Source organism: Aeromicrobium sp. CF3.5, from assembly GCF_051262695.1.
GTDB lineage: Bacteria > Actinomycetota > Actinomycetes > Propionibacteriales > Nocardioidaceae > Aeromicrobium.
Genome location: NZ_JBIMEZ010000001.1, coordinates 551,981 through 572,278, shown reverse-complemented (window position 1 = coordinate 572,278; position 20,298 = coordinate 551,981). Strand labels below are relative to the sequence as shown.

The 20,298-nt window shown below is 68.4% G+C and carries 23 protein-coding genes; 15 read left to right on the top strand and 8 right to left on the bottom strand.

What is annotated here, in order from left to right; translation table 11 throughout:
- The first annotated feature begins 54 nt into the window (after positions 1–54).
- The 3 genes from ACHAA3_RS02890 (at position 55) to ACHAA3_RS02880 (ending at position 1,566) form a co-directional block, all read left to right on the top strand.
- Positions 55–471: a helix-turn-helix domain-containing protein gene (locus tag ACHAA3_RS02890; RefSeq protein WP_435707433.1), complete on the top strand. Its 417-nt coding sequence runs from the start codon at positions 55–57 to the stop codon at positions 469–471.
- Complete coding sequence (locus ACHAA3_RS02885; RefSeq protein WP_435707432.1) at positions 468–1,223, top strand: hypothetical protein; 756 nt, start codon at positions 468–470, stop codon at positions 1,221–1,223. The genes ACHAA3_RS02890 and ACHAA3_RS02885 overlap by 4 nt, the downstream gene beginning before the upstream one ends.
- A 70-nt stretch (positions 1,224–1,293) precedes the next feature.
- A complete protein-coding gene (locus ACHAA3_RS02880; protein ID WP_435707431.1) occupies positions 1,294–1,566 on the top strand; it encodes a DUF2516 family protein in 273 nt (90 codons plus the stop codon).
- A gap of 83 nt (positions 1,567–1,649) precedes the next feature.
- On the opposite strand, the gene ACHAA3_RS02875 is transcribed toward ACHAA3_RS02880, so the two are convergent.
- Positions 1,650–1,982, bottom strand: a complete 333-nt coding sequence (locus ACHAA3_RS02875) for a hypothetical protein (protein ID WP_435707430.1) — start codon at positions 1,980–1,982, stop codon at positions 1,650–1,652.
- Positions 1,983–2,042: 60 nt separating this feature from the next.
- Here ACHAA3_RS02875 and ACHAA3_RS02870 point away from each other — a divergent pair, with 60 nt between their 5' ends.
- Together ACHAA3_RS02870 and ACHAA3_RS02865 are read left to right on the top strand one after the other, a co-directional pair.
- Positions 2,043–2,666: an alpha-ketoglutarate-dependent dioxygenase AlkB gene (locus ACHAA3_RS02870; protein WP_435707429.1), complete on the top strand. Its 624-nt coding sequence runs from the start codon at positions 2,043–2,045 to the stop codon at positions 2,664–2,666.
- Positions 2,667–2,814: 148 nt separating this feature from the next.
- The gene (locus ACHAA3_RS02865; RefSeq protein ID WP_435707428.1) at positions 2,815–3,849 is read left to right on the top strand and encodes a hypothetical protein; all 1,035 of its coding nucleotides are present in this window, start codon (positions 2,815–2,817) and stop codon (positions 3,847–3,849) included.
- A gap of 36 nt (positions 3,850–3,885) precedes the next feature.
- Here the strand turns inward: ACHAA3_RS02865 and typA are convergent, their stop codons facing one another.
- Positions 3,886–5,757 (bottom strand): translational GTPase TypA, encoded by a 1,872-nt coding sequence (gene typA / locus ACHAA3_RS02860; RefSeq protein WP_435707427.1) that lies wholly within the window; start codon positions 5,755–5,757, stop codon positions 3,886–3,888.
- 173 nt (positions 5,758–5,930) lie between these two features.
- On the opposite strand from typA, the gene ACHAA3_RS02855 reads away from it, so the two are divergent.
- From ACHAA3_RS02855 to ACHAA3_RS02845, 3 genes are all read left to right on the top strand, one after another.
- Positions 5,931–6,386, top strand: a complete 456-nt coding sequence (locus ACHAA3_RS02855) for a MarR family winged helix-turn-helix transcriptional regulator (protein WP_435707426.1) — start codon at positions 5,931–5,933, stop codon at positions 6,384–6,386.
- Entirely contained in the window at positions 6,383–7,882 is a 1,500-nt protein-coding gene (locus tag ACHAA3_RS02850; RefSeq protein WP_435707425.1) for a DHA2 family efflux MFS transporter permease subunit, read from the top strand. Before ACHAA3_RS02855 ends, ACHAA3_RS02850 begins: the two co-directional genes overlap by 4 nt.
- A gap of 124 nt (positions 7,883–8,006) precedes the next feature.
- Positions 8,007–8,342, top strand: a complete 336-nt coding sequence (locus ACHAA3_RS02845; RefSeq protein WP_435707424.1) for a YnfA family protein — start codon at positions 8,007–8,009, stop codon at positions 8,340–8,342.
- A 104-nt stretch (positions 8,343–8,446) separates the two neighbouring features.
- On the opposite strand, the gene ACHAA3_RS02840 is transcribed toward ACHAA3_RS02845, so the two are convergent.
- Both ACHAA3_RS02840 and ACHAA3_RS02835 read right to left on the bottom strand, forming a co-directional pair.
- Positions 8,447–10,201 (bottom strand): BCCT family transporter, encoded by a 1,755-nt coding sequence (locus tag ACHAA3_RS02840; RefSeq protein ID WP_435707423.1) that lies wholly within the window; start codon positions 10,199–10,201, stop codon positions 8,447–8,449.
- 81 nt (positions 10,202–10,282) lie between these two features.
- Positions 10,283–11,023 (bottom strand): SDR family oxidoreductase, encoded by a 741-nt coding sequence (locus ACHAA3_RS02835; protein ID WP_435707422.1) that lies wholly within the window; start codon positions 11,021–11,023, stop codon positions 10,283–10,285.
- A gap of 126 nt (positions 11,024–11,149) precedes the next feature.
- On the opposite strand from ACHAA3_RS02835, the gene mshA reads away from it, so the two are divergent.
- Genes mshA through ACHAA3_RS02815 form a run of 4 tightly spaced genes read left to right on the top strand, consistent with a single transcriptional unit; the run spans position 11,150 to position 14,291 of the window.
- Entirely contained in the window at positions 11,150–12,433 is a 1,284-nt protein-coding gene (gene mshA / locus ACHAA3_RS02830; RefSeq protein WP_435707421.1) for a D-inositol-3-phosphate glycosyltransferase, read from the top strand.
- Positions 12,430–12,960 carry a YbjN domain-containing protein gene (locus ACHAA3_RS02825; RefSeq protein ID WP_435707420.1) on the top strand — a complete coding sequence of 177 codons (531 nt, stop codon included), beginning with the start codon at positions 12,430–12,432 and terminating at the stop codon, positions 12,958–12,960. Before mshA ends, ACHAA3_RS02825 begins: the two co-directional genes overlap by 4 nt.
- On the top strand, positions 12,957–13,538 hold the full coding sequence (locus tag ACHAA3_RS02820) for a DsbA family oxidoreductase (protein ID WP_435707419.1): 582 nt from the start codon (positions 12,957–12,959) through the stop codon (positions 13,536–13,538). Before ACHAA3_RS02825 ends, ACHAA3_RS02820 begins: the two co-directional genes overlap by 4 nt.
- 9 nt (positions 13,539–13,547) lie before the next feature.
- A complete protein-coding gene (locus tag ACHAA3_RS02815; RefSeq protein WP_435707418.1) occupies positions 13,548–14,291 on the top strand; it encodes a phosphoglyceromutase in 744 nt (247 codons plus the stop codon).
- Positions 14,292–14,297: 6 nt separating this feature from the next.
- On the opposite strand, the gene ACHAA3_RS02810 is transcribed toward ACHAA3_RS02815, so the two are convergent.
- Both ACHAA3_RS02810 and ACHAA3_RS02805 read right to left on the bottom strand, forming a co-directional pair.
- Complete coding sequence (locus ACHAA3_RS02810) at positions 14,298–14,978, bottom strand: response regulator (protein WP_435707417.1); 681 nt, start codon at positions 14,976–14,978, stop codon at positions 14,298–14,300.
- A complete protein-coding gene (locus ACHAA3_RS02805; protein ID WP_435707416.1) occupies positions 14,975–16,204 on the bottom strand; it encodes a sensor histidine kinase in 1,230 nt (409 codons plus the stop codon). The genes ACHAA3_RS02810 and ACHAA3_RS02805 overlap by 4 nt, the downstream gene beginning before the upstream one ends.
- Positions 16,205–16,336: 132 nt before the next feature.
- Between ACHAA3_RS02805 and phoU the strand changes: the two genes are divergently transcribed.
- On the top strand, positions 16,337–16,981 hold the full coding sequence (gene phoU / locus ACHAA3_RS02800) for a phosphate signaling complex protein PhoU (protein ID WP_435707415.1): 645 nt from the start codon (positions 16,337–16,339) through the stop codon (positions 16,979–16,981).
- A gap of 77 nt (positions 16,982–17,058) precedes the next feature.
- On the opposite strand, the gene ACHAA3_RS02795 is transcribed toward phoU, so the two are convergent.
- The gene (locus ACHAA3_RS02795; RefSeq protein WP_435707414.1) at positions 17,059–17,547 is read right to left on the bottom strand and encodes a hypothetical protein; all 489 of its coding nucleotides are present in this window, start codon (positions 17,545–17,547) and stop codon (positions 17,059–17,061) included.
- Positions 17,548–17,744: 197 nt separating this feature from the next.
- Between ACHAA3_RS02795 and ACHAA3_RS02790 the strand changes: the two genes are divergently transcribed.
- Complete coding sequence (locus ACHAA3_RS02790) at positions 17,745–18,230, top strand: CarD family transcriptional regulator (RefSeq protein WP_435707413.1); 486 nt, start codon at positions 17,745–17,747, stop codon at positions 18,228–18,230.
- Between the two features lie 9 nt (positions 18,231–18,239).
- On the opposite strand, the gene ispF is transcribed toward ACHAA3_RS02790, so the two are convergent.
- A complete protein-coding gene (gene ispF / locus ACHAA3_RS02785; RefSeq protein ID WP_435707412.1) occupies positions 18,240–18,734 on the bottom strand; it encodes a 2-C-methyl-D-erythritol 2,4-cyclodiphosphate synthase in 495 nt (164 codons plus the stop codon).
- 46 nt (positions 18,735–18,780) lie between these two features.
- Here ispF and ACHAA3_RS02780 point away from each other — a divergent pair, with 46 nt between their 5' ends.
- The gene (locus ACHAA3_RS02780) at positions 18,781–20,295 is read left to right on the top strand and encodes a molybdopterin-dependent oxidoreductase (protein WP_435707411.1); all 1,515 of its coding nucleotides are present in this window, start codon (positions 18,781–18,783) and stop codon (positions 20,293–20,295) included.
- Positions 20,296–20,298: the final 3 nt, after the last annotated feature.

The window sequence follows — 20,298 nt, the reverse complement described above, 5'->3', positions numbered from 1 at the left end:
CGCCGCAAACTGTCCAGCTTGCATCTGCTAACTATTGCAAGCATAGTGAAACGCATGGCATCACTGAACGTGCAGAAGACCGTCGAGGGACTCGGCGACTACCTGCGCGATCAGCGAGGCCAGGCCCAGATGTCCCTGCGCCAGCTGGCCGAGCTCGCGGATGTGTCCAATCCGTACCTCAGCCAGATCGAGCGAGGGCTTCGCCGTCCATCGGCCGAGGTGCTGCAGCAGATCGCCAAGGCGCTGCGCATCTCGGCCGAGTCGCTGTACGTACGGGCCGGCATCCTCGATGCCGACGCGACGGGAGCGCGGATGGTCGAGGACGCGATCGCACTTGATCAGCGTCTGACCGAGCGGCAAAAGACCGCTCTGCTCGATATTTACCGGTCGTTCGTCGGAGTCGACGACACACCGGACAGCGAGCTGGCCGCCACCGTCACCGAAGCAAACACCACTCAGGAGGAAGCATGACCATCACCGATACCGTCACCGCTCAGGTCAAGGCCATCGTCGACGATGTGCGGGGCCTGCCCCAGACGATCAAGAAGATCGACATCGCTGACCTGCAGAAGCAGGCCGAGGAGTTCGTCCAGGTTGCCGTCGGCACCGCGACCAAGACGGTCGATGACATCCGCAAGACCGTCGACCAGGCCGCCGACGACGCCCAGAAGCGCGCCGAGCAGCTCGTGACCGACGCCAAGAACCAGGTCACCAAGGTCACCTCGAAGGCTCCGACCACGGCGCGTCAGGCTGCCGAGAAGGTCGACGCCACCGTCAAGAAGACGCCGGAGCCGGCCAAGCGCAACACCGCCAAGAAGGCGCCCGCGACCAAGGTCGTCAACCAGGCCACCGCCGCCAAGAAGACGGCCACCAAGAAGGCCACCACCGCCAAGAAGACGGCGGCCAAGAAGACCGCTCCGGCCAGGAAGACGGCCTCCGCCACGGCGTCGACCGCCAAGAAGGGTGCCTCGACCACCGCGTCGACCGCCAAGAAGAACGCGTCTACGGCCAAGAGGAGCGCTTCGGCCACCAAGGGCAACGTGAAGAAGAGCGCGTCGAACACCGCCTCGACGGCCAAGAAGAACGCGTCGACCGCCACGAAGAGCGCCTCGACCACCGCTTCGACGGCCACGAAGGCCGCGGCTGACACGGCCTCGACCGCCACCAAGGCCGCGTCCGACACGGCGTCTACCGCACAGAAGACTGCCGCCGACCAGTCCTGATCGCCACGCGATCCTCGACGAACCCCCGGGCCCTGCCCGGGGGTTCGTCGCGTCTGGCTAGGCTCGCGGGGTGCTCGACTTCGCCGGTGTCCAGGGCGGCATCTCCCTCGTCCTGACTGTCATCCTGCTCGCGGCCAAGGGGTTCGCCCTCTTCGACTGCCTCGGGCGCTCGGAGAGCTCGTTCGCCCTGCACGACACGTTGCCCAAGAAGACCTGGCTGATTCTGCTCGTGCTCGCGCTGGTGGCGCACCTGATCTTCCCGGCACCGCTGAGCGTGTTCAACCTGATCGGCACCGTCGCGGCCCTGGTGTATCTCGCTCAGCTCCGCGGCTCCAACCTCTAGGGCTGCTCGTCCTGGTCCCGGGTGTCACCGCGCGTGCGGTGGCATCGGCCGTAGGTCGTGAGGGAACGCGCCGAAAGCAGTGATCAGGCGTCGGGCCGCGCCGGATGCAACCAGCGCGTGATCAGGGCCCGCATGAGCGCCAGCTCGGTGTCGGCGTCGACATCGGGGTGGCTGGCGCGCAGGGCGCGATGACCGTGCACCATCGCCGTCAGCCAGCGCACGGTGTCGGCCAGGTGGAGCTCGCGGTCGATGCTGTCGTCGGCGATGGCCGCGATCACGATCGTCTCCAGCGTCCGTTCGGCATCGTGGTTGACCGGCAGGGCCGGATCGGATGCGAGGCGGTCGACCAGGTCGAGCAGCTGCTCGTAGGGCGCCTCGGGTGCGCCGTCCGTGAGGACCTGATCGGCAGTGGTCATGGCCCCAGCGTAGGGGCGCGCCTGGTAGAACATCTGTTCGATCAGGCCTAGTCTGGTCTCGTGTACTTCCAGGCATCGCTGCTCGACACCGACGAGGTGGCGCAGGTCGGTGTGCTGGCGGGCTGCACGCAGCGACGCGAGTTGTCTGACGGCGCCTGGGTCGACGTGCGGCCGGGGTGGATGCGCGGGGCCGACGCGTTGTTCCTACGGCTGCAGACCGACGTGCGCTGGCGAGCCGAGAAGCGCGAGATGTACGACTCGGTGGTCGATGTCCCGCGCCTGCTGTCGCACTACGGCGCCCGTGACGACCTGCCGGACCTGTCGCTCGTCGAGGCGCGGGAGCAGCTCAGCAGGCACTACGCCGACGAGCTCGGCGAACCGTTCGTCACCGCCGGGCTCTGCTACTACCGCGATGGCCGCGACAGCGTCGCCTGGCACGGCGATCGCATCGGTCGCGGCCGCAGCGACGACACCATGGTCGCGATCCTCTCGCTCGGCGCGCCTCGCCGGCTGTCGCTGCGACCGCGCGCCGGCGGAGAGTCGATCGGTTTCGTGGTCGGCCACGGCGACCTGCTCGTCATGGGCGGCTCCTGCCAGCGCACCTGGGACCACGCGATCTTGAAGACGACCCGGCCCACCGGCCCCCGCATCAGCGTCCAGTTCCGCCCCGCCGGCGTCCTCTGACCTCGCCCCGCCTGAGGCGGTGACTTAGCGTCCTTTCGCCTCGGTGTGCGGTGGGTTTGCGTCCCATCAGGGGTGGTGATGGGACGCAAACCCACCTCTCCACAGGGGACGTGAGCGGAGGGCGCCGTCCACAGCCACGGTGCGCGCCATGGAACTGGGCGACGGGCGGGCCGAGTGTCTGCTCATGCCTCCCGTTCCCTTCGTCCCCGAGATCCTGCGACACGGACCCTTTGACCACCGCACCGCCCGAGCCGCCGGCGTCAGCGAGCAGATGCTGCGCGGTGCGTCGTGGATCCGCCTCCATGCGCGAGTCTGGGTGCACCGCGACCACACGATGACACGCCTGGACGAGATCACTGCCGCGACACTGGCCATGCCCGGCCGCGCGCAGCTCAGCCACGTCAGCCGCATCCAGGCCCTCGGCCTCGACATCGGCGACCACGCGCCGATCCACTTCACCGTGAGCGGCGACCTTCACCTCGCCCTCGACGGCATCTTCCTGCACCGGACCGAGGTCCTCCCGCCTCTGGACGACGTCGGTGTCACTCCGGCCGCGGCGTTCGTGCAGCTCTGCGCCACGGCCCGGCTGATCGACGCCATCATCGTGGGCGACTGGTTGCTGCATCACCGGCACATGACGGTGCTCGAGGTCTCCGAGCTGGCGGCGAGGGATCGTTGGCGTCCGGGCGCGCGTCAGGCGCGCAGCGTGCTGCGACATCTCGACGGTCGGTCGAGATCACCCAAGGAGTCCGAGGTGCGGCCCCTCATCGTGTTCTCGGGCCTTCCCGAGCCCGAGATCAACGCCGACGTCGAGGACGGGGGCAAGCGGATCGCGGTCGTCGACTTCCTCTTTCGGTACTGGCGGCTGGTGCTGGAGTACGAAGGCCGTCAGCACGCCCTCGACCCACGGCAGTTCCAGATCGACATCACGCGGTACGCCGGCCTGCGTGAAGCCAGCTACGAGTACCTGCAGGTGACGAGCGCGATGCTCGACCAGCCGAAGGCGCTGATCCTCGTGATCTACCGGGCGCTCGTGCAACGCGGCTATGAAGGACCGGCTCCGACCTTCGGCCCTCGATGGGACTCGTTGTTCGAACCCATCGCGCTGCCGAGCCCAAGAGCGGTGGGACAGCGTCGCATCAGGGGTACTGATGCGACGCTATCCCACCGCTCCGGGAGCTGATAGGACGCTAAGTCACCGCCCCAGGCGGGGCGGGGGCTACTTGCTGCGGCCGCGGGTGGCGCGGGCGCGGGCGGACGCGTCGAGGATGACCTTGCGGATGCGCACGTTGCCGGGGGTGACCTCGACGCACTCGTCCTCGCGGCAGAACTCCAGGCACTGCTCGAGCGACAGGTTCTTGGGAGGGATGACCTTCTCGAAGTTGTCCGCGCTCGACGAGCGCACGTTGGACTGCTTCTTCTCCTTGGTGATGTTGACGTCCATGTCGTCATCACGGGAGTTCTCGCCGATGATCATGCCCTCGTAGACCTCGGTGGCCGGAGTGACGAACAGCGTGCCGCGCTCCTGCAGGTTGGTCATCGCGAACGAGGTGACCGCTCCCGCGCGGTCGGAGACCAGCGAGCCCGACGGGCGGGTCGAGATGTCGCCGAACCATGGCTCGTGGCCCTCGGAGATGTGGTGCGCGATTCCGGTGCCGCGGGTGTCGGTCAGGAACTCGGTACGGAAGCCGATCAGGCCGCGCGCCGGCACCAGGAACTCCATGCGGACCCAGCCGGTGCCGTGGTTGATCATCTGCTCCATGCGGCCCTTGCGCACCGCCAGCAGCTGCGTGATGGTGCCGAGGTACTCCTCGGGCGCGTCGATCGTCAGGCGCTCAAGCGGCTCGTGCACCTTGCCGTTGATCTCGCGGGTGACCACCTGCGGCTTGCCGACGGTCAGCTCGTAGCCCTCGCGGCGCATCTGCTCGACCAGGATCGCCAGCGCCAGCTCGCCGCGGCCCTGGACCTCCCACGCATCGGGACGCTCGGTGGGCAGCACCTTGATCGACACGTTGCCGATGAGCTCGGCGTCGAGGCGGTCCTTGACCAGGCGGGCGGTGACCTTGGTGTTCTTCTCGCGTCCGGCCATCGGTGAGGTGTTGGTACCGATGGTCATCGAGATCGCCGGCTCGTCGACGTGGATGAGCGGCAGCGGCACCGGGTTTTCCGGATCAGCCAGCGTCTCGCCGATGTTGATCGTGCTGAACCCGGCCACGGCCACGATGTCGCCGGGGCCGGCCTTCTCGCCGGGCTTGCGCTCCAGCTCCTCGGTGATCAGCAGCTCGGTGATCTTGACGCGGTCGATCGACCCGTCGCGCTTGCACCAGGCAACCTGCTGTCCCTTGCGGAGCTCGCCCTCCTTGATGCGCACCAGTGCGAGGCGGCCGAGGAACGGTGAGGAGTCCAGGTTGGTCACGTGCGCCTGCAGCGGCGCGCCCTCGGTGTACTCCGGCGCCGGGACGGTGTCCAGGATCGTCTGGAACAGCGGAATGAGGTTCTCGCTGTCCGGCATTCCGCCGTCCTCGGGCTGCTCCAGCGAGGCGCGACCGGCGCGGGCCGAGGCGTAGACGACGGGGAAGTCGAGTGCGTCGTCGCCGACGTCGTCGGGCAGCAGGTCGAGGAACAGCTCGTAGGTCTCGTCGACGACCTCGGCGATGCGCGAGTCGGGACGGTCGACCTTGTTGACGACCAGGATGACCGGCATCTTGGCCGCGAGCGCCTTGCGCAGCACGAATCGCGTCTGGGGCAGCGGCCCCTCGGAGGCATCGACCAGCAGGACGACGGCGTCGACCATGGACAGACCGCGCTCGACCTCGCCACCGAAGTCGGCGTGGCCGGGGGTGTCGATGATGTTGATGGTGACGCCGCCCTCGGGTGCACCCGGACCCGCGTAGCGGACCGCGGTGTTCTTCGCGAGGATCGTGATGCCCTTCTCGCGCTCGAGGTCGCCGGAGTCCATGGCTCGTTCGGTGAGCTGGTGGTGCTCGTCGAAGTGACCCTGCTGCTGGAGCATGGCGTCGACCAGAGTCGTCTTGCCGTGGTCGACGTGGGCGACGATCGCGACATTGCGCAAGTCGGAGCGAAGGGCCATGAGGTGAGAACCTGCCAGGTGTTGGAGAAAAGGAATCGGCCCGAGAGTGGGCCTCCTCGATTCTACGGCGTCCGTGCCCGATATCCCTCATCGTGTGGGGCTTCCGGACCGATGTGAGGAAGGTCGCAACCATCGCGTTCGTGCAACAGTTGCGTGCGCGTTAGTATTTTCCGGTGACCAGCCACGACAACGTCTTCAACGCACTGCACGACTTCTTGTCGGCCTGCACCTCCTCGGGCGACTCCGACACCGTGGACCGCTTCGTCGATCTGGAGCTGTCGTTGAGCCAGGTCAAGGCGCTGTTCGTCCTGGGGCATGCCGACGAGGCCATGGCGATCAACGCGCTCGCCGAGCGCATCCGACTGTCGTTCGCGGCCGCCGGTCGCATCGTCGACGGCCTGGTCACCTCCGGCCTGGTCGAACGTCGCGAGAACCCGGAGGACCGCCGGGTCAAGCTGGTCACGATCACCGCAGCCGGCCGCGAGGTGACGGCCTCGGAGATCGATGCCAAGCAGGCCGCCATGCGGGCCCAGATCCAACGCCTGACACCCGACGAGGCCGCTCGCCTCGCCGAGTCGTTGCGCCCACTCACCTCATCCACCCGTACCGAACAGGAGATCCCTGCATGAGCAACGCGTCCTCAGTGCCTAGTCATGGGCCGGACATCGAGTACCCCGAGAAGATCGACGGACCCGTGATCAAGATCGCCGGCGTGGTCGTGCTCGGCGCCATCATGTCGATCCTCGACATCACCGTCGTCAGCGTCGCGCTGCCGACCTTCGCCTCGCCCGAGGTGTTCGACTCCACCTACGCAGCCGTCGCCTGGACCATGACCGGCTACACGCTGGCCCTGGCCACCGTCATCCCGCTGACTGGCTGGGCGGCCGACCGGTTCGGCACCAAGCGCCTGTATCTGACCGCGCTCGCACTGTTCACCGCCGGATCGGTCCTGTGTGCTGCGGCCACCTCGATCGAGATGCTCGTGGCGTTCCGTGTCCTGCAGGGCCTCGGCGGCGGCATGCTCATGCCGCTGGGCATGACGATCCTGACCCGGGCCGCCGGGCCCGAGCGCATCGGTCGCCTCATGGCGATCCTCGGTGTCCCGATGCTGCTCGGCCCGATCATGGGCCCGATCCTCGGTGGCTACCTGATCGACGTCGCCTCCTGGCACTGGATCTTCCTGATCAACCTGCCGATCGGTCTGGCCGCCCTGGCCTACTCGATGCGCATCCTGCCGTCCGACGAGCCGAGCACGGCCGAGTCGTTCGACTTCATGGGCATGCTGCTGCTCTCGCCCGGTCTGGCGGCGTTCCTGTTCGGCGTCTCCTCGATCGCCGAGGGTGGCGAGGGCGCCTCATTCGGTCCCCGCGTGTGGGTGTCGGCCACGATCGGCGTGCTGCTGATCGCTGCGTTCGTCTCTCACGCGCTGCGCACCGAGCACCCGCTGATCGATCTGCGCCTGTTCCGCAATCGCAACCTGACGGTCGCCGTGATCTCGATGTTCGTGTTCGTCATCGCCTTCATGGGGGCGGGACTGCTGTTCCCGAACTACTTCCTGACCGTGCGCGGCGAGACCACCCTGATGGCCGGTCTGCTGATCGCCCCGCAGGGCCTGGGCGCCATGTTGACGATGCCGCTCGCGGGCGTGCTGGCCGACAAGGTGCCGGTGGGGCGCACGGTTCCGTTCGCGCTGGGACTGATGGCGGTGGGCTTCTTCGGCTTCACGCAGGTCGAGGCCGACACGTCGTACTGGGTCCTGTGCGGTTCGCTGTTCGTGATGGGCCTCGGCATGGGCGGCACGATGATGCCGATCATGACGTCGGCGCTGCGGACGTTGCGCAACCACGAGGTGGCGCGCGGCTCGACGATGGTCAACATCGTGCAGCAGATCGGTGGCTCCATCGGTACCGCCGTGCTGTCGGTCGTGCTGACGCAGCAGCTCATGTCGACCCCCGAGCCCGGGACCGCTCCGCTGGACTTCGCAGCCAGTGGATTCGCCACCACGTTCATGGTCGCCTTCGGCCTGGTGCTGCTGGCGTTCATCCCGGTGGCCTTCCTGCCCCGCAAGAAGATCAAGGCGAAGAACGCAGCCGCCACTGGCGACGCGCCGATCATGATGCACTAGCCCACCAGCACGACCCACGAACCGGCTCCCTGTGGTCTGACGTCCTTCGTCAGGCTCACGGGGGCCGGTTCGTCGTGTGCGACACGATGCCGCCGCACGCAGCTCGATCGGGAAGACTCGCGGGATGGACACCATCCGCTCGATCATCTTGTTCATCGCAGCCGCCATGGCCGAGATCGGCGGTGCCTGGCTGGTCTGGCAAGGCGTGCGTGAACACAAGGGCTGGATGTGGATGGGGGCGGGCGTCATCGCCCTGGGCATCTACGGGTTCATCGCCACGCTCCAGCCTGACGCGAACTTTGGTCGCATTCTCGCCGCCTACGGTGGCGTCTTCGTTGCCGGCTCCCTGGCCTGGGGCATGGTCGCGGACGGGTTCAAGCCCGACCAGTGGGACATCGCGGGCGCACTGATCTGCCTGGTCGGCGTCGCGGTCATCATGTACGGGCCGCGGAACGCTTAGCGGGTGCGGCCCTGCCAGGGCCCCAGGAAGAGCAACGCGCTCCCGGCTCGAGAGCCGGGAGCGCGTTGCTGGGCGACGGGTCGTCCATCGCCTGGTGCGAAGGATCAGGTCTTCGAAGGACCCTTCCCCTTCGTGCCGTTGCCGTTGCCGTCGCGCGACATCGCAGACTCGATCCGGTCGTCGACCGGCTCGGCGAAGTGCTCGTCGAAGTTCTCGACGAGGTTGCCGGTGATGTGCACGCTCATCTCCTGCTCGAGCTCGCGCACCCGGGCGCGGCGGGCCAGACGCGTGATCTCGCGCTGCTCGCCCTTGAGCGCCTTGTAGGTCGCGTAGGCCATGAGGATCATCACCACGCTGAAGGGCACCGCGGTGAGTATCGCCCCGGTCTGCAGGGCCGCCAGACCGCCGGCGAGCAGCAGGCTGATGGCCACGCCGCCCTCCAGGAACGTCCACATGATGCGGCTCCAGCGCGGCGGGTCCTGCTCGCCCCCGGAGGCCAACATGTCGACCACCAGCGAGCCGGAGTCCGAGGAGGTGATGAAGAAGATCGTGACCAGCACGATCGCGATGCCGGCGAGCAGTCCGCTGGCGGGCAGGGTGTCGAGCAGGTTGAACAGCACCGCCTCGCTGTTCTGCACGCCGTCGGGGCCGACGAGGTCGCCCTCGGACATCTGGCGCATGATCGCGGTTCCACCGAGTGCGGTGAACCAGATCGCCGTGACGAGGGTCGGCACCAGCATGACGCCGGCGACGAACTCGCGGATGGTGCGTCCCCGCGAGATGCGGGCGATGAAGACACCGACGAACGGTGCCCAGCTCATCCACCAGCCCCAGTAGAAGGTGGTCCAGGCGCCCTGCCACTCGATGCCGGCGTCGCCGGTCAGCGCGCTGGTGTCAAAGCTCATCGGGACGATGCCGGCCAGGTAGTTGCCGAGGTTCTGGACCGTGTCGCGGAAGAGGAACAGCGTCGGGCCCAGCGCGATGATGGCGACGAGGAAGATGCCGGCCAGGATGAGGTTGGCGTTCGAGAGCCACTTGATGCCCTTGCCCACTCCACTGACGACCGAGACCGTGGCGGCGAGCGTGATCACGACGATCACGATGACGCGCAGCGTGTTGGTGGGCTCGTCCACGATGCCGAGGCTCGCCAGGCCGGCGGTGATCTGCTGGACGCCGAGGCCCAGCGAGGTGGCGACACCGGCCACGGTTCCGACGACGGCGATGACGTCCACGACGTCACCGAGGCGTCCCTTGACGCGGTCGCCGAAGATCGGCTCGAGCGTCCAGCGCAGGGAGACCGAACGGCCCTTGCGGTGGATGGCGTACGCCATGGCGAGGCCCACGACCACGTAGATGGCCCAGGCGTGGAAGCCCCAGTGCAGGAAGACCTGCGACATCGCGGCGTTCGCGAGGTCGGCGTCGCTGCCGGTGGTCCCCGGCTTGGGGCTGGTGAAGAAGGTCAGCGGCTCGGCGGCGCCCCAGAAGACGAGGCCGATGCCCATGCCGGCTGCGAACAGCATCGCGAACCAGGCCATCAGGCTGAACTCGGCTTCGTCGTCGTCCTTGCCGAGCTTGATGTCACCGAATCGGCCGATGCCCATCCAGAGCGCGAAGATCACGAATCCGCTGACGGTCAGGGTGTAGTACCAGCCGACGCCGCTGATGACGCTGCTCTGCGCTCCGTTGATGACGTCGCTGGTGAAGGTGGGAAAGATCACGGCGGAGAGAACCACGGTGAGCAGGATCGCGACGGCCGGGTAGAAGACCGGGCCGTGCACGGAGTCGAGGAATGCCAGTCGGCGGCGTCGAGGCTCTGGAGCTGATGCCGACGAGGGCGGTGGGGCCTGTGTGGTGGCCATCGGGGGGCCTTCCAGTGGGAGTCGAAGGGGCATAACGACTCTTCCGCCCTTGACCACCAGGGTCAAACCCGCTCGTTGAAACTAGCGGCGATCCACCTTGTGCTGGGCCGCCTGTGCCAGAGGCTTGACTACCAGCAGGTCGACGTTGACGTGCTGTGGACGCGTGACGACCCAGCTGATCGTGTCGGCGATGTCGTCGGCCGTCAGGGGTTCGGCGACACCGGCGTACACGGCATCCGCCTTGGCCTGGTCGCCGTCGAACCGGTTGAGGCTGAACTCGTCGGTCTGCACCATGCCGGGCGCGATCTCGGTGACCCGCACCGGCCGGCCGGACAGCTCCAGGCGCAGCGTCTCGGTCATCACCGCCACGCCGTGCTTGGCCGCGGTGTAGCCACCGCCGCCCTCGTACGCGATGCGGCCGGCCGTCGAACCGACGTTGACCAGGGTTCCGGCTCTACTCGCCTCCAGGGCGGGCAGCAGGGCGCGCGTCACCTGCAGGGTGCCGATGACGTTGACCTCGTACATCGAGCGCCAGTCAGCAGGCGTGCTCTCGGCCACGGGATCGCTCCCGATGGCGCCGCCGGCGTTGTTGACCAGGACGTCCAGCCGCGGGCCGACCACGTCGGCCAGGGCTGCGACCTGGGCCTCGTCGGTGACGTCGCAGGCCACCGCCGTGCCGCCGATCTCGGCCACCAGGGACTCGAGGCGGTCGACGCGTCGGGCGGCGCAGAACACGTGGAACCCGGCCCCTGCGAGGCGGCGGGCCGTGGCGGCCCCGATGCCGCTGCTGGCTCCGGTCACGACCGCCGTGGGCGCTGTCATCGCCCGGCCTGCCCGTGCGTGGCGATGGGGTCGCCGGGGCGCGGATCACAGGTGCGTCGTGTCATGGCGGCAGCGTAACCGCGACGCAGGCAGGTGCGGCAACCCCCAGTGGGGGAGAATGACGGGGTGACGGATCAATCCAACGGTCTGCCGCGTGCTCTTCGGCGCGTGGCCATGCTGTCAGCACACACGTCGCCGCTGGAGCAGCCCGGCGGAGGCGACGCGGGCGGCATGAACGTCTACGTGCTGGAGCTGTCGCGCCAGCTGGCCCGCCGCGGTGTCGAGGTCGAGATCTTCACCCGAGCCACGAGCCGCCACCAGCCGGACGTCGTGCGCCCCGAGCCCGGGATCGTCGTGCACCACGTCACGGCAGGCCCCTTCGAGGGACTGCAGAAGAACGACCTGCCGTCCCAGCTGTGCTCGTTCGTCCGCGACGTGCTGCGCGTGGAGGTCGAGCGCGATCCCGGACACTTCGATCTCGTGCACTCGCACTACTGGCTCTCCGGCCAGGTCGGCACGGTGGCGCGCGAACGCTGGGACGTCCCGCTCGTGCACACGATGCACACCATGGCGAAGGTCAAGAACTCGCGTCTGGCCGACGGCGATGCGGCCGAACCGATCGGACGTGTGGTCGGCGAGGACGAGATCGTCCGTCTGGCCGATCGCCTCATCGCCAACACCGACGAGGAGCGCCGGGACCTGATCGAGATGTACGAGGCCGACCCCGCTCGCGTCAGCGTCGTGCACCCCGGGGTCGACCTCGACGTGTTCCGCGCCGGTCGGCGCGCCGAGGCCCGTGCGGCCCTGGGCCTGCGCCCCGAGGAGCACGTGGTGCTGTTCGTCGGTCGCATCCAGCCGCTGAAGGCCCCCGATGTCGTCATCGACGCCGCGGCCCACCTGCTGGACAACGACCCATCCCTGCGAGGGCGCCTGTCCGTGGTCGTGGTGGGAGGTGCGTCGGGCAGCGGGCTGGACCATCCGTCGGCGCTGACCGACCTGAGCACGCGTCTCGGTCTCGACGACGTCGTGCGGTTCGTGCCTCCGGTCGAGCAGAAGGTGCTGGCCGACTGGTACGCCGCCGCATCGGTGGTGTGCGTCCCGTCGTACAACGAGTCGTTCGGGCTGGTGGCGCTGGAGGCGCAGGCGTGCGGCACTCCCGTGGTGGCGGCCAGTGTCGGCGGGCTGCGCACCGCCGTGGCCGACGGAGTCTCCGGGCTGCTCGTCGAGGGTCACGATCCGGCCGACTACGCGGCGGCACTGCACCGGCTGCTGGCCGATGAGGACCTGCGACGCAGCATGGGGGACAAGGCGGTCGATCATGCCGAGTCGTTCGGCTGGGACGTGACCGCCGAGCGCACCCTCGAGGTGTATGCCGCCGCCGTCGCCGACCACGACAGGATCTCCTCATGAACGACAGCGCCCCCCGGGCCAGCACAGCCGACCTGCGCGGCATCATTCTCGACACTCTCCGGGCCAACGACCTCGAGCACACCGAGCACCACTCCGGTGCGTTCGACGTGGTCCTGCCCGGCGAGCGCAAGCTGCAGACGACGTGCCGCCTCGAGATCGGTCGGCACGCGCTGGGCATCCACGCCTTCGTCGCGCGCAAGCCCGACGAGAACCACGAGGTCGTCTACCGCTGGCTGCTCGAACGCAACCTGAAGATGATCGGTGTCGCGTTCGCCGTCGACTCCGCCGGCGACATCTACCTCGACGGCCGGTTGCCCCTGCATGCGGTCACGCCCGATGAGATCGACCGGGTGCTGGGCGCTGTGCTGACCTACTCCGACGAGTCGTTCAACACGATTCTCGAGCTGGGCTTCGCCTCGTCGATCCGCAAGGAGTGGCAGTGGCGTGAGTCCAGGGGCGAGTCCACCCGCAACCTCGACGCCTTCAAGCACCTGAGGCCGAAGTCCGAGGAGGAGACGAGCTCATGAAGGCTGTGGTCTTCTGCGACATCACCGACCCGTGGTCCTACCTGGGAGCCACCCGCTTCGAGCGTGCCGCGGCCACCTACACGATCCTGACCGGCGAACAGCTCGAGATCACGTACCGCGCAGCTGTCACGGCGCAGTCGGTCGACGACGCCGAGGCGGTCGCGGCGGCACGCATCAGCGGCATCGAGCTCAACCTCGAGGACCGGGTGCCGGCGGACACCGCCGACGCGTGGCGGCTGGTCACCTGGGCCGCCGAGTCCGGCGACGCGACCCAGCGCGACCTGATGCACCAGCTGTGGCGGGCGCACTTCCTCGAGGGTGCCGACATCGCCGATCATCTCGTCCTGGCCAGCCGGGCCGCGCTGGTGGGACTGGACCTGCAGACCGCCGAGGCGCTGCTCGCCAGCACCGAGCTGGGCGAGCAGGTGCAGCGTCAGCGCGAGACGGCAGACGGTCTGGGCGCCGCGACGCTGCCGTTCGTGGTGATCGACGGCGACCGGACGCTGTCGGGCCTGATGTCGCAGGACGACTACGTGCAGGTGCTCGGTGGGCTGTATCGGGCCCGCGACGACCAGTAGGCTCGATTCATGAGCACCCTGATCCTGCTGCGGCACGGCCACAGCGAGTGGAATGCCAAGAACCTGTTCACCGGATGGGTCGACGTCGACCTCAACGAGCAGGGAGTGACCGAGGCCCACCGCGGCGCCGAGCTGCTCACAGCCGCCGGACTGGCGCCCGACACCGCTCACACCTCGCTGCTGCGTCGCGCGATCCGCACGTCGCAGATCGTCCTCGACGGCATCGACCGCCACTGGATCCCAGTCAGGCGTTCCTGGCGACTCAACGAGCGGCACTACGGTGCGCTGCAGGGCAAGGACAAGAAGGCGACCCTCGAGGAGTTCGGCGAGGAGCAGTTCATGCAGTGGCGCCGATCCTTCTCGACGCCGCCCCCGCCCCTGGACGACGACTCGGAGTTCAGCCAGGCGCACGACGTGCGGTACGACGAGCTGCCCGACGAGCTGTTGCCGCGCACCGAGGCGCTGTCGACGGTCATCGACCGCATGCTGCCGTACTGGTACGACGCGATCGTTCCGGACCTCCGCGCCGGCAGGACGGTGCTGGTCACGGCGCACGGCAACTCGTTGCGTGGGCTGGTCAAGCACCTCGACGGCATCGACGAGGAGTCGATCGTCAGCCTGAACATCCCCACCGGGATCCCGCTGGTCTACGAGCTCGACGACGACCTGCGGCCCACCGTCACCGGCGGCACCTACCTCGACCCGGACGCAGCGGCCGCCGCAGTCGCCGCGGTCGCCAGTCAGGGTCGCTGACCGACGTCACACGTCGTACTTGTACCCCAGGCCCCGCACGGTGGTCAGGGTCACCGGCGCCGCCGGCTCGGACTCGATCTTGGCGCGCAGGCGCTTGACGTGGACGTCGAGCGTCTTGGTGTCGCCGACGTAGTCCGCGCCCCACACCCGATCGATCAGCTGCCCCCGTGTGAGCACCCGGCCGGGATTGCGCAGGAAGTACTCCAGCAGCTCGAACTCCTTGAGCGGGAACTTGATCTCCGCGCCGTCGATCGTGACGAGGTGGCGATCCACGTCCATGCGCACCCGGCCGGCCTCAAGCGATGCGTCGTCGTCGATGTCGTCGGTCATGCCGCGGCGTAGCACCGCGCGGATGCGGGCCACCAGCTCGCGGGGCGAGTACGGCTTGGTCACGTAGTCGTCCGCGCCGAGCTCGAGTCCGACCACCTTGTCGACCTCGCTGTCCTTCGCGCTGACCATGATGATCGGGACGGACGAGGTCTGCCGGATCGTGCGGCACACCTCGGTTCCCGACAGGCCCGGAAGCATCAGGTCCAGCAGGACGATGTCCGCTCCCGCCCGCTCGAACTCGGTGAGGGCGTCGGGGCCGGTCTCGGCGATGGCGACGTCGAAGCCCTCCTTGCGCAACACGTAGGACAGGGCCTCGCTGTAGCTGCTCTCGTCCTCGACGACCAACACCCGTGTCACGGGATCTCCTCATGATTGATGTCTGGAATCGCCGAGATGGCGTTACCAGTGTTGTTCAGATCCGGGTTGTTCAGATCCGGGTTGTTCAGATCCGGGTCCTGCAGATCCGGTTCGTGGGCCGGCAGCACCAGGGTGAACGACGAGCCGAGTCCCGGCTCGCTCCACACCTCGACGGTGCCACCGTTGCTGGCCACGACGTGCTTGACGATCGACAGGCCCAGCCCGGTACCGCCGGTGGATCGTGCACGGGCCGGGTCGACACGGTAGAACCGCTCGAAGATGCGACCGAGATCGGATCCGGGGATGCCGATGCCGTTGTCGGTGACCACGACGCGCACGTCGTCGCCACCGCGCGTGGCGCTGACCGAGACCCGCGAGCCGTCGGGACTGTAGGTGACGGCGTTCTCGACCAGGTTGCTGACGGCGGCATGCAGCTGCGCCCGGTCACCCAGGACGACCAGGTCGGCCTCGATGGTCTGCACGACCTCGATGCCCTTGCGCTCGGCCTCGGTCGAGGAGTGCTCGCAGGCCTCGGCGAGGAGCTCGCCGACCTTGACGGCGGTGGCGTCCTCGCTGAACACGTTGGCCTGCAGGCGGGACAGGTCGATGATCTGCTGCACGAGTCGGGTCAGCCGCTCGGCCTCGACGTGCATCCGTGAGGAGAAGCGGACGACGGCCTCCGGATCGTCCTTGGCCTCACCGACTGCTTCGGCCAGCAGGTTCAGGGCTCCGATGGGGGTCTTGAGCTCGTGGCTCACGTTCGCCACGAAGTCGCGCCGGATCGACTCGAGGCGCTCCTCGCGGGTGCGGTCATCGGCCAGCACCAGGACGAGTCGCGACGACAACGGAGCCACCCGGGCGTGCACGTGCAGGGTGGCGCCCCGAGCGGGCTGGATCGCGAGATCGGCCTCACGGACCTGGCCGTCGCGGCGGACCTGCCGCACCAGAGCCATCAACTCGGCCGGCGCGAGGCGGTCGTCGGTCACGATCCCCATCGCCACCGCGGGCGCCGATGCCTTGACCACGGTGTCGGAGGAGTCGATGAGCACCGCGGATGAGGACAGCACCGACAGCACCGATGCGGCGCCCACCGGGAGCAGGGGCGGCGGGGTCTCGGACGGCGAGGGCGTCGTGTCGGCCCGCGGCCACCACAGCAGCGTCGCGACGATGCCGGCCAGTGCGCCGACACCACCGGCGATCAGGGCGACGCCGAAGATGCTGTCCACGGACTCATCGTAGGCTGATGGTGCTCCGGGAGGTGCACGAGAAGCCGCTCACCGGGCGGGCTTTCGGTCGCCGTTCACGACCCGTTCACCGCAGGTCGCCGTCCGTTCACCACACGGGCCTAACATGGCGACATGCGTGATCAGTACTACGAAGAGCTCGACCACATCGTCGATGAGCTGGTTCAGCTCACCAACACCGTCCGTCGAGCCGTGTCCCAAGCCACCCAGGCTCTGCTCGAGGCCGACGCCTCGGTGGCCGAAGCGGTCATCGCCGGCGACCGGATCATCGATGAGACCACCGAGACCATCGAGGAGCGGGCGCTGCTGCTGCTGGCGACCCAGCAGCCGGTCGCCACCGACCTGCGCCAGCTGGTCGCCACGCTGAGGATGGTGGCCGACCTGCAGCGGATGGGTGACCTGTCCGTGCACGTCGCCAAGATCGCGCGCCGGCGGATTCCCGAGATCGCGGTGCCCGCGAGCCTCCACCCGACCATCCGGGCGATGGCCGAGACGGCCGACTCCATGATCGACTCCGCCTCCAGCATCGTGGCCAACCGCGACGTGCCCGCCGCGCTGCGACTGGAGGAGGAGGACGACGAGATGGACCGCCTCCGCAAGGACCTGTTCCGCAGCCTGTTGGGCTCGGACTGGGACCACGGCATCGAACCGGCCGTCGACATCGCGTTGCTGGGTCGGTACTACGAGCGCATCGGCGACCACGCCGTCTCGATGGCACGCCGGGTGGTCTACCTCGTCACCGGTCAGCTGTCCGGCTGACCCACCCGCACGCGAAAGGCCCCCGAGATCATCTCGGGGGCCTTCGACATGCCTGGGGCGCCAGGCATCCACCAGGTTCAGCCTGATGCGACCTCGGAGTACATCTCCGTGCGATCCACGACCGGGGCCTCGATCGTGGAGTCGGGCGCGTTCTCGAACGACACGACCAGGCGCACGTACTGGCCGAGCGGCGCACTGCTGACGGTGTAGATGCCCGGCTCGCCCGCGCGGCCCAGGGGGACCAGGCGGTCGAACGGCAGCGTGACGTCCTCCTCGGCAGCCGTGACCGGCAGATTCGATCCCGACAGGCTCTGGGCGCTGACGCCGGTGACGGTGTCGTCGGCCTCCTCGTGATTGACCAGACCGGCCGAGAGCGTGGCCGTGCCGTCGGAGTTCGCGACCAGCAGCGTGTTCAGGACATCGACGTCACCGGTCACGTTGGCGCCGACCGCGGCCTGGTACTGCTGGTTGGTCTGGGCGCCAAAGTTGGTGTCGCTGCATCCACTGAGCATCACGGTGGCTGCTGCGGCCGCGACGGCGGCGATCGGTCGTCGGAGAGGTCGCACGACTCCTGCTTTCGCTGGGGGAGGAGGCCGTTGAGGCCGGCCGGTGTGGCCCGCGCACATCGTATCCGAGCCTGATGAATCGCTGAGCATTGACCATTGTCAGAGCCGTCTGCTATGGCGCTGACCTGCAGATTGTCCTGTCATGCCAGCCTGAGAGCCGTGTTAGAATAGGTCACCTACGAAAGGGTGTTCATTCTATGACTTTCTCGGTCGGCGAAACCGTTGTGTATCCCAATCACGGCGCTGCAGTCATCGAAGACATCGAGTCTCGCACCATCAAGGGTGAAGAGCGCGACTACCTCGTTCTGCGCATCATCTCCCAAAATGACCTGGTCGTGCGGGTGCCGGCGTGCAACGTCGATCTGGTCGGAGTGCGCGACGTGGTCGACAAGGCCGGGCTCGAGCGCGTCTTCGGTGTGTTGCGCGCTGAGCACGTCGAAGAACCCACCAACTGGTCACGCCGCTACAAGGCCAATCTCGAGAAGCTGCACTCCGGAGACGTCCTGAAGGTCTCCGAGGTCGTGCGCGATCTGTGGCGCCGCGATCACGAGCGCGGACTGTCCGCCGGCGAGAAGCGGATGCTGGCCAAGGCTCGTCAGATCCTGGTCTCCGAGCTCGCCCTGGCCGAGAAGACCAACGAGGACAAGGCCGAGATTCGTCTCGACGAGGTCCTGGCCTCCTGACCGGACGCCTCAGCCCGATGCGCTGAACAACAGCGCCGTGGCGATGGCGGCAACGCCCTCGCCACGACCGGTGAGGCCGAGGCCGTCAGTGGTGGTGGCGCTGACCGCGACCGGGCCGCCGAGCGCGCGGCTCAGCAAGGTCTGCGCCTGCTCGCGGCGCCGCCCCAGCCGGGGTCGATTGCCGATCACCTGAACGCTGACGTTGCCCACCAACCACCCGGCCTCGTGGATTCGCCGGCCGGTCTCGTGCAGGAAGTCGACGCCCGAGGCGCCCGCCCACGCAGGTTCTGCAGTGCCGAAGTGGCTCCCGATGTCGCCCATGGCGGCAGCGGACAGCACGGCGTCGACGATCGCGTGAGCCACGCAGTCCCCATCGGAGTGACCCTCCAGTCCGGCTTCCTCGTCCTCCCACAGCAGGCCGGCCAGCCACAGGGGGCGGCCCGGTACGAGGCGGTGCACGTCGGTGCCGATGCCGATACGGGGCGAGATCACACCGCCGATCATGCCGTATGGACGCGCAGGATCAGGTGCGGCGCGGCACCATGGAGTGGTGAACTCCCGCGGCCCTGTCCTGTCTGGTGTCCTCGGGGCGGGGGCCGGTCTGGCGCTGTCCGAGGCGCTGGCTGCCGTGTTCGACCTGCGCGAATCCCCGCTGCTCGCGGTGGGCCAAGGCGTCATCAACCTGACGCCCGGTCCGGTCGCCGAGACCATCATCGGGTGGGTCGGAACAGCCGACAAGCCGCTGGCCGTCACGGCGGTCGTGCTGGCGGTGCTCGCCCTCGGCGCGCTGGCCGGGCACTGGTGGCAGCCGCACCGGCTGCGGGCTTTCTCGCTCGTGGTGCTGCTGGTGGCCGGCGCGATCACGGCCCTGTTCGCGCGCCCCTACGGCTCGGTCGAGGGGGTGTTCGTGTGCACCGCTGCCGGGGTGGCGATGCTCGGTGTGCTGAAGCTCTTGGAACGCGGTGCGGGCGAGGCAGCGCCGGGCGCTGTCGGGGTCGCCGACCGGCGATCGTTCATCCGCACCGTGGGGCTGGTGGCCATCGGCATCGCCGTGCTGGGCGGCGGCAGCCAGTTGTTGGCGGCTCGCCGCCGGCGCCGCCGCGACATCGAGGCCGCGCGGGCCGCGCTGACACTGCCCAGGCGTCCGGTCACGGTGCCCGATGGCGCGAACCTCGACGTGCCTGGTGTGGCCAGCTGGAACACCTCGAACCGCGACTTCTATCGCATCGACACCGCACTGAGCCCGCCCCTGATCGATCCGATCGAGTGGAGCCTGCGCATCCACGGCATGGTCGACAACGAGATCACGCTGTCGTACCAGGACCTGATCGACCGGGGTCTGAGCGATGCGTGGATCACGTTGACCTGCGTGTCCAACCCCGTCGGCGGTGACTTGATCGGCAACACCGTGTGGGGAGGGGTCCCGATCAAGGACATCCTCGACGAGGCCGGGGTGCAGGGCGGTGCCGACGCGCTGCTGTCGACCTCGGACGACGGATGGACCTGCGGCACGCCACTCGCGGCCCTGACCGATGGCCGCGACGCGCTGCTCGCGATCACCATGAACGGTGAACCGCTGCCCATCGTGCACGGCTTTCCGGTGCGTCAGGTGGTGCCCGGGCTGTACGGCTACGTGTCGGCGACCAAGTGGGTCGTGGACTGGGAGGTGACTCGGTTCTCTGACTTCGAGGCCTACTGGACCCAGCGCGGCTGGGGTGAGCGCGGTGAGATCAAGACGGGATCGCGGATCGACGTGCCACGGGCCAGCGACGAGCTCACGGCAGGGCCGACGCGCGTGGGCGGCGTGGCGTGGCACCAGAACCTGGGCATCAGCGGGGTCGAGGTGGACTTCGGCGACGGTCGGTGGCGTGCGGCCGAGATCTCCAGCGTGCCGACCGACGACACCTGGGTGCAGTGGGTCATCGACTGGGACGCGCCCGAGGGGCGTCACGAGATCGCCGTCCGAGCGATCGACGCCGACGGGGTCGTGCAGACCCCCGACCTCGCCGACGTGCTGCCCGACGGTGCCACGGGTCACCACGTCATCAGCGTCAGCGTGACCTGAGCA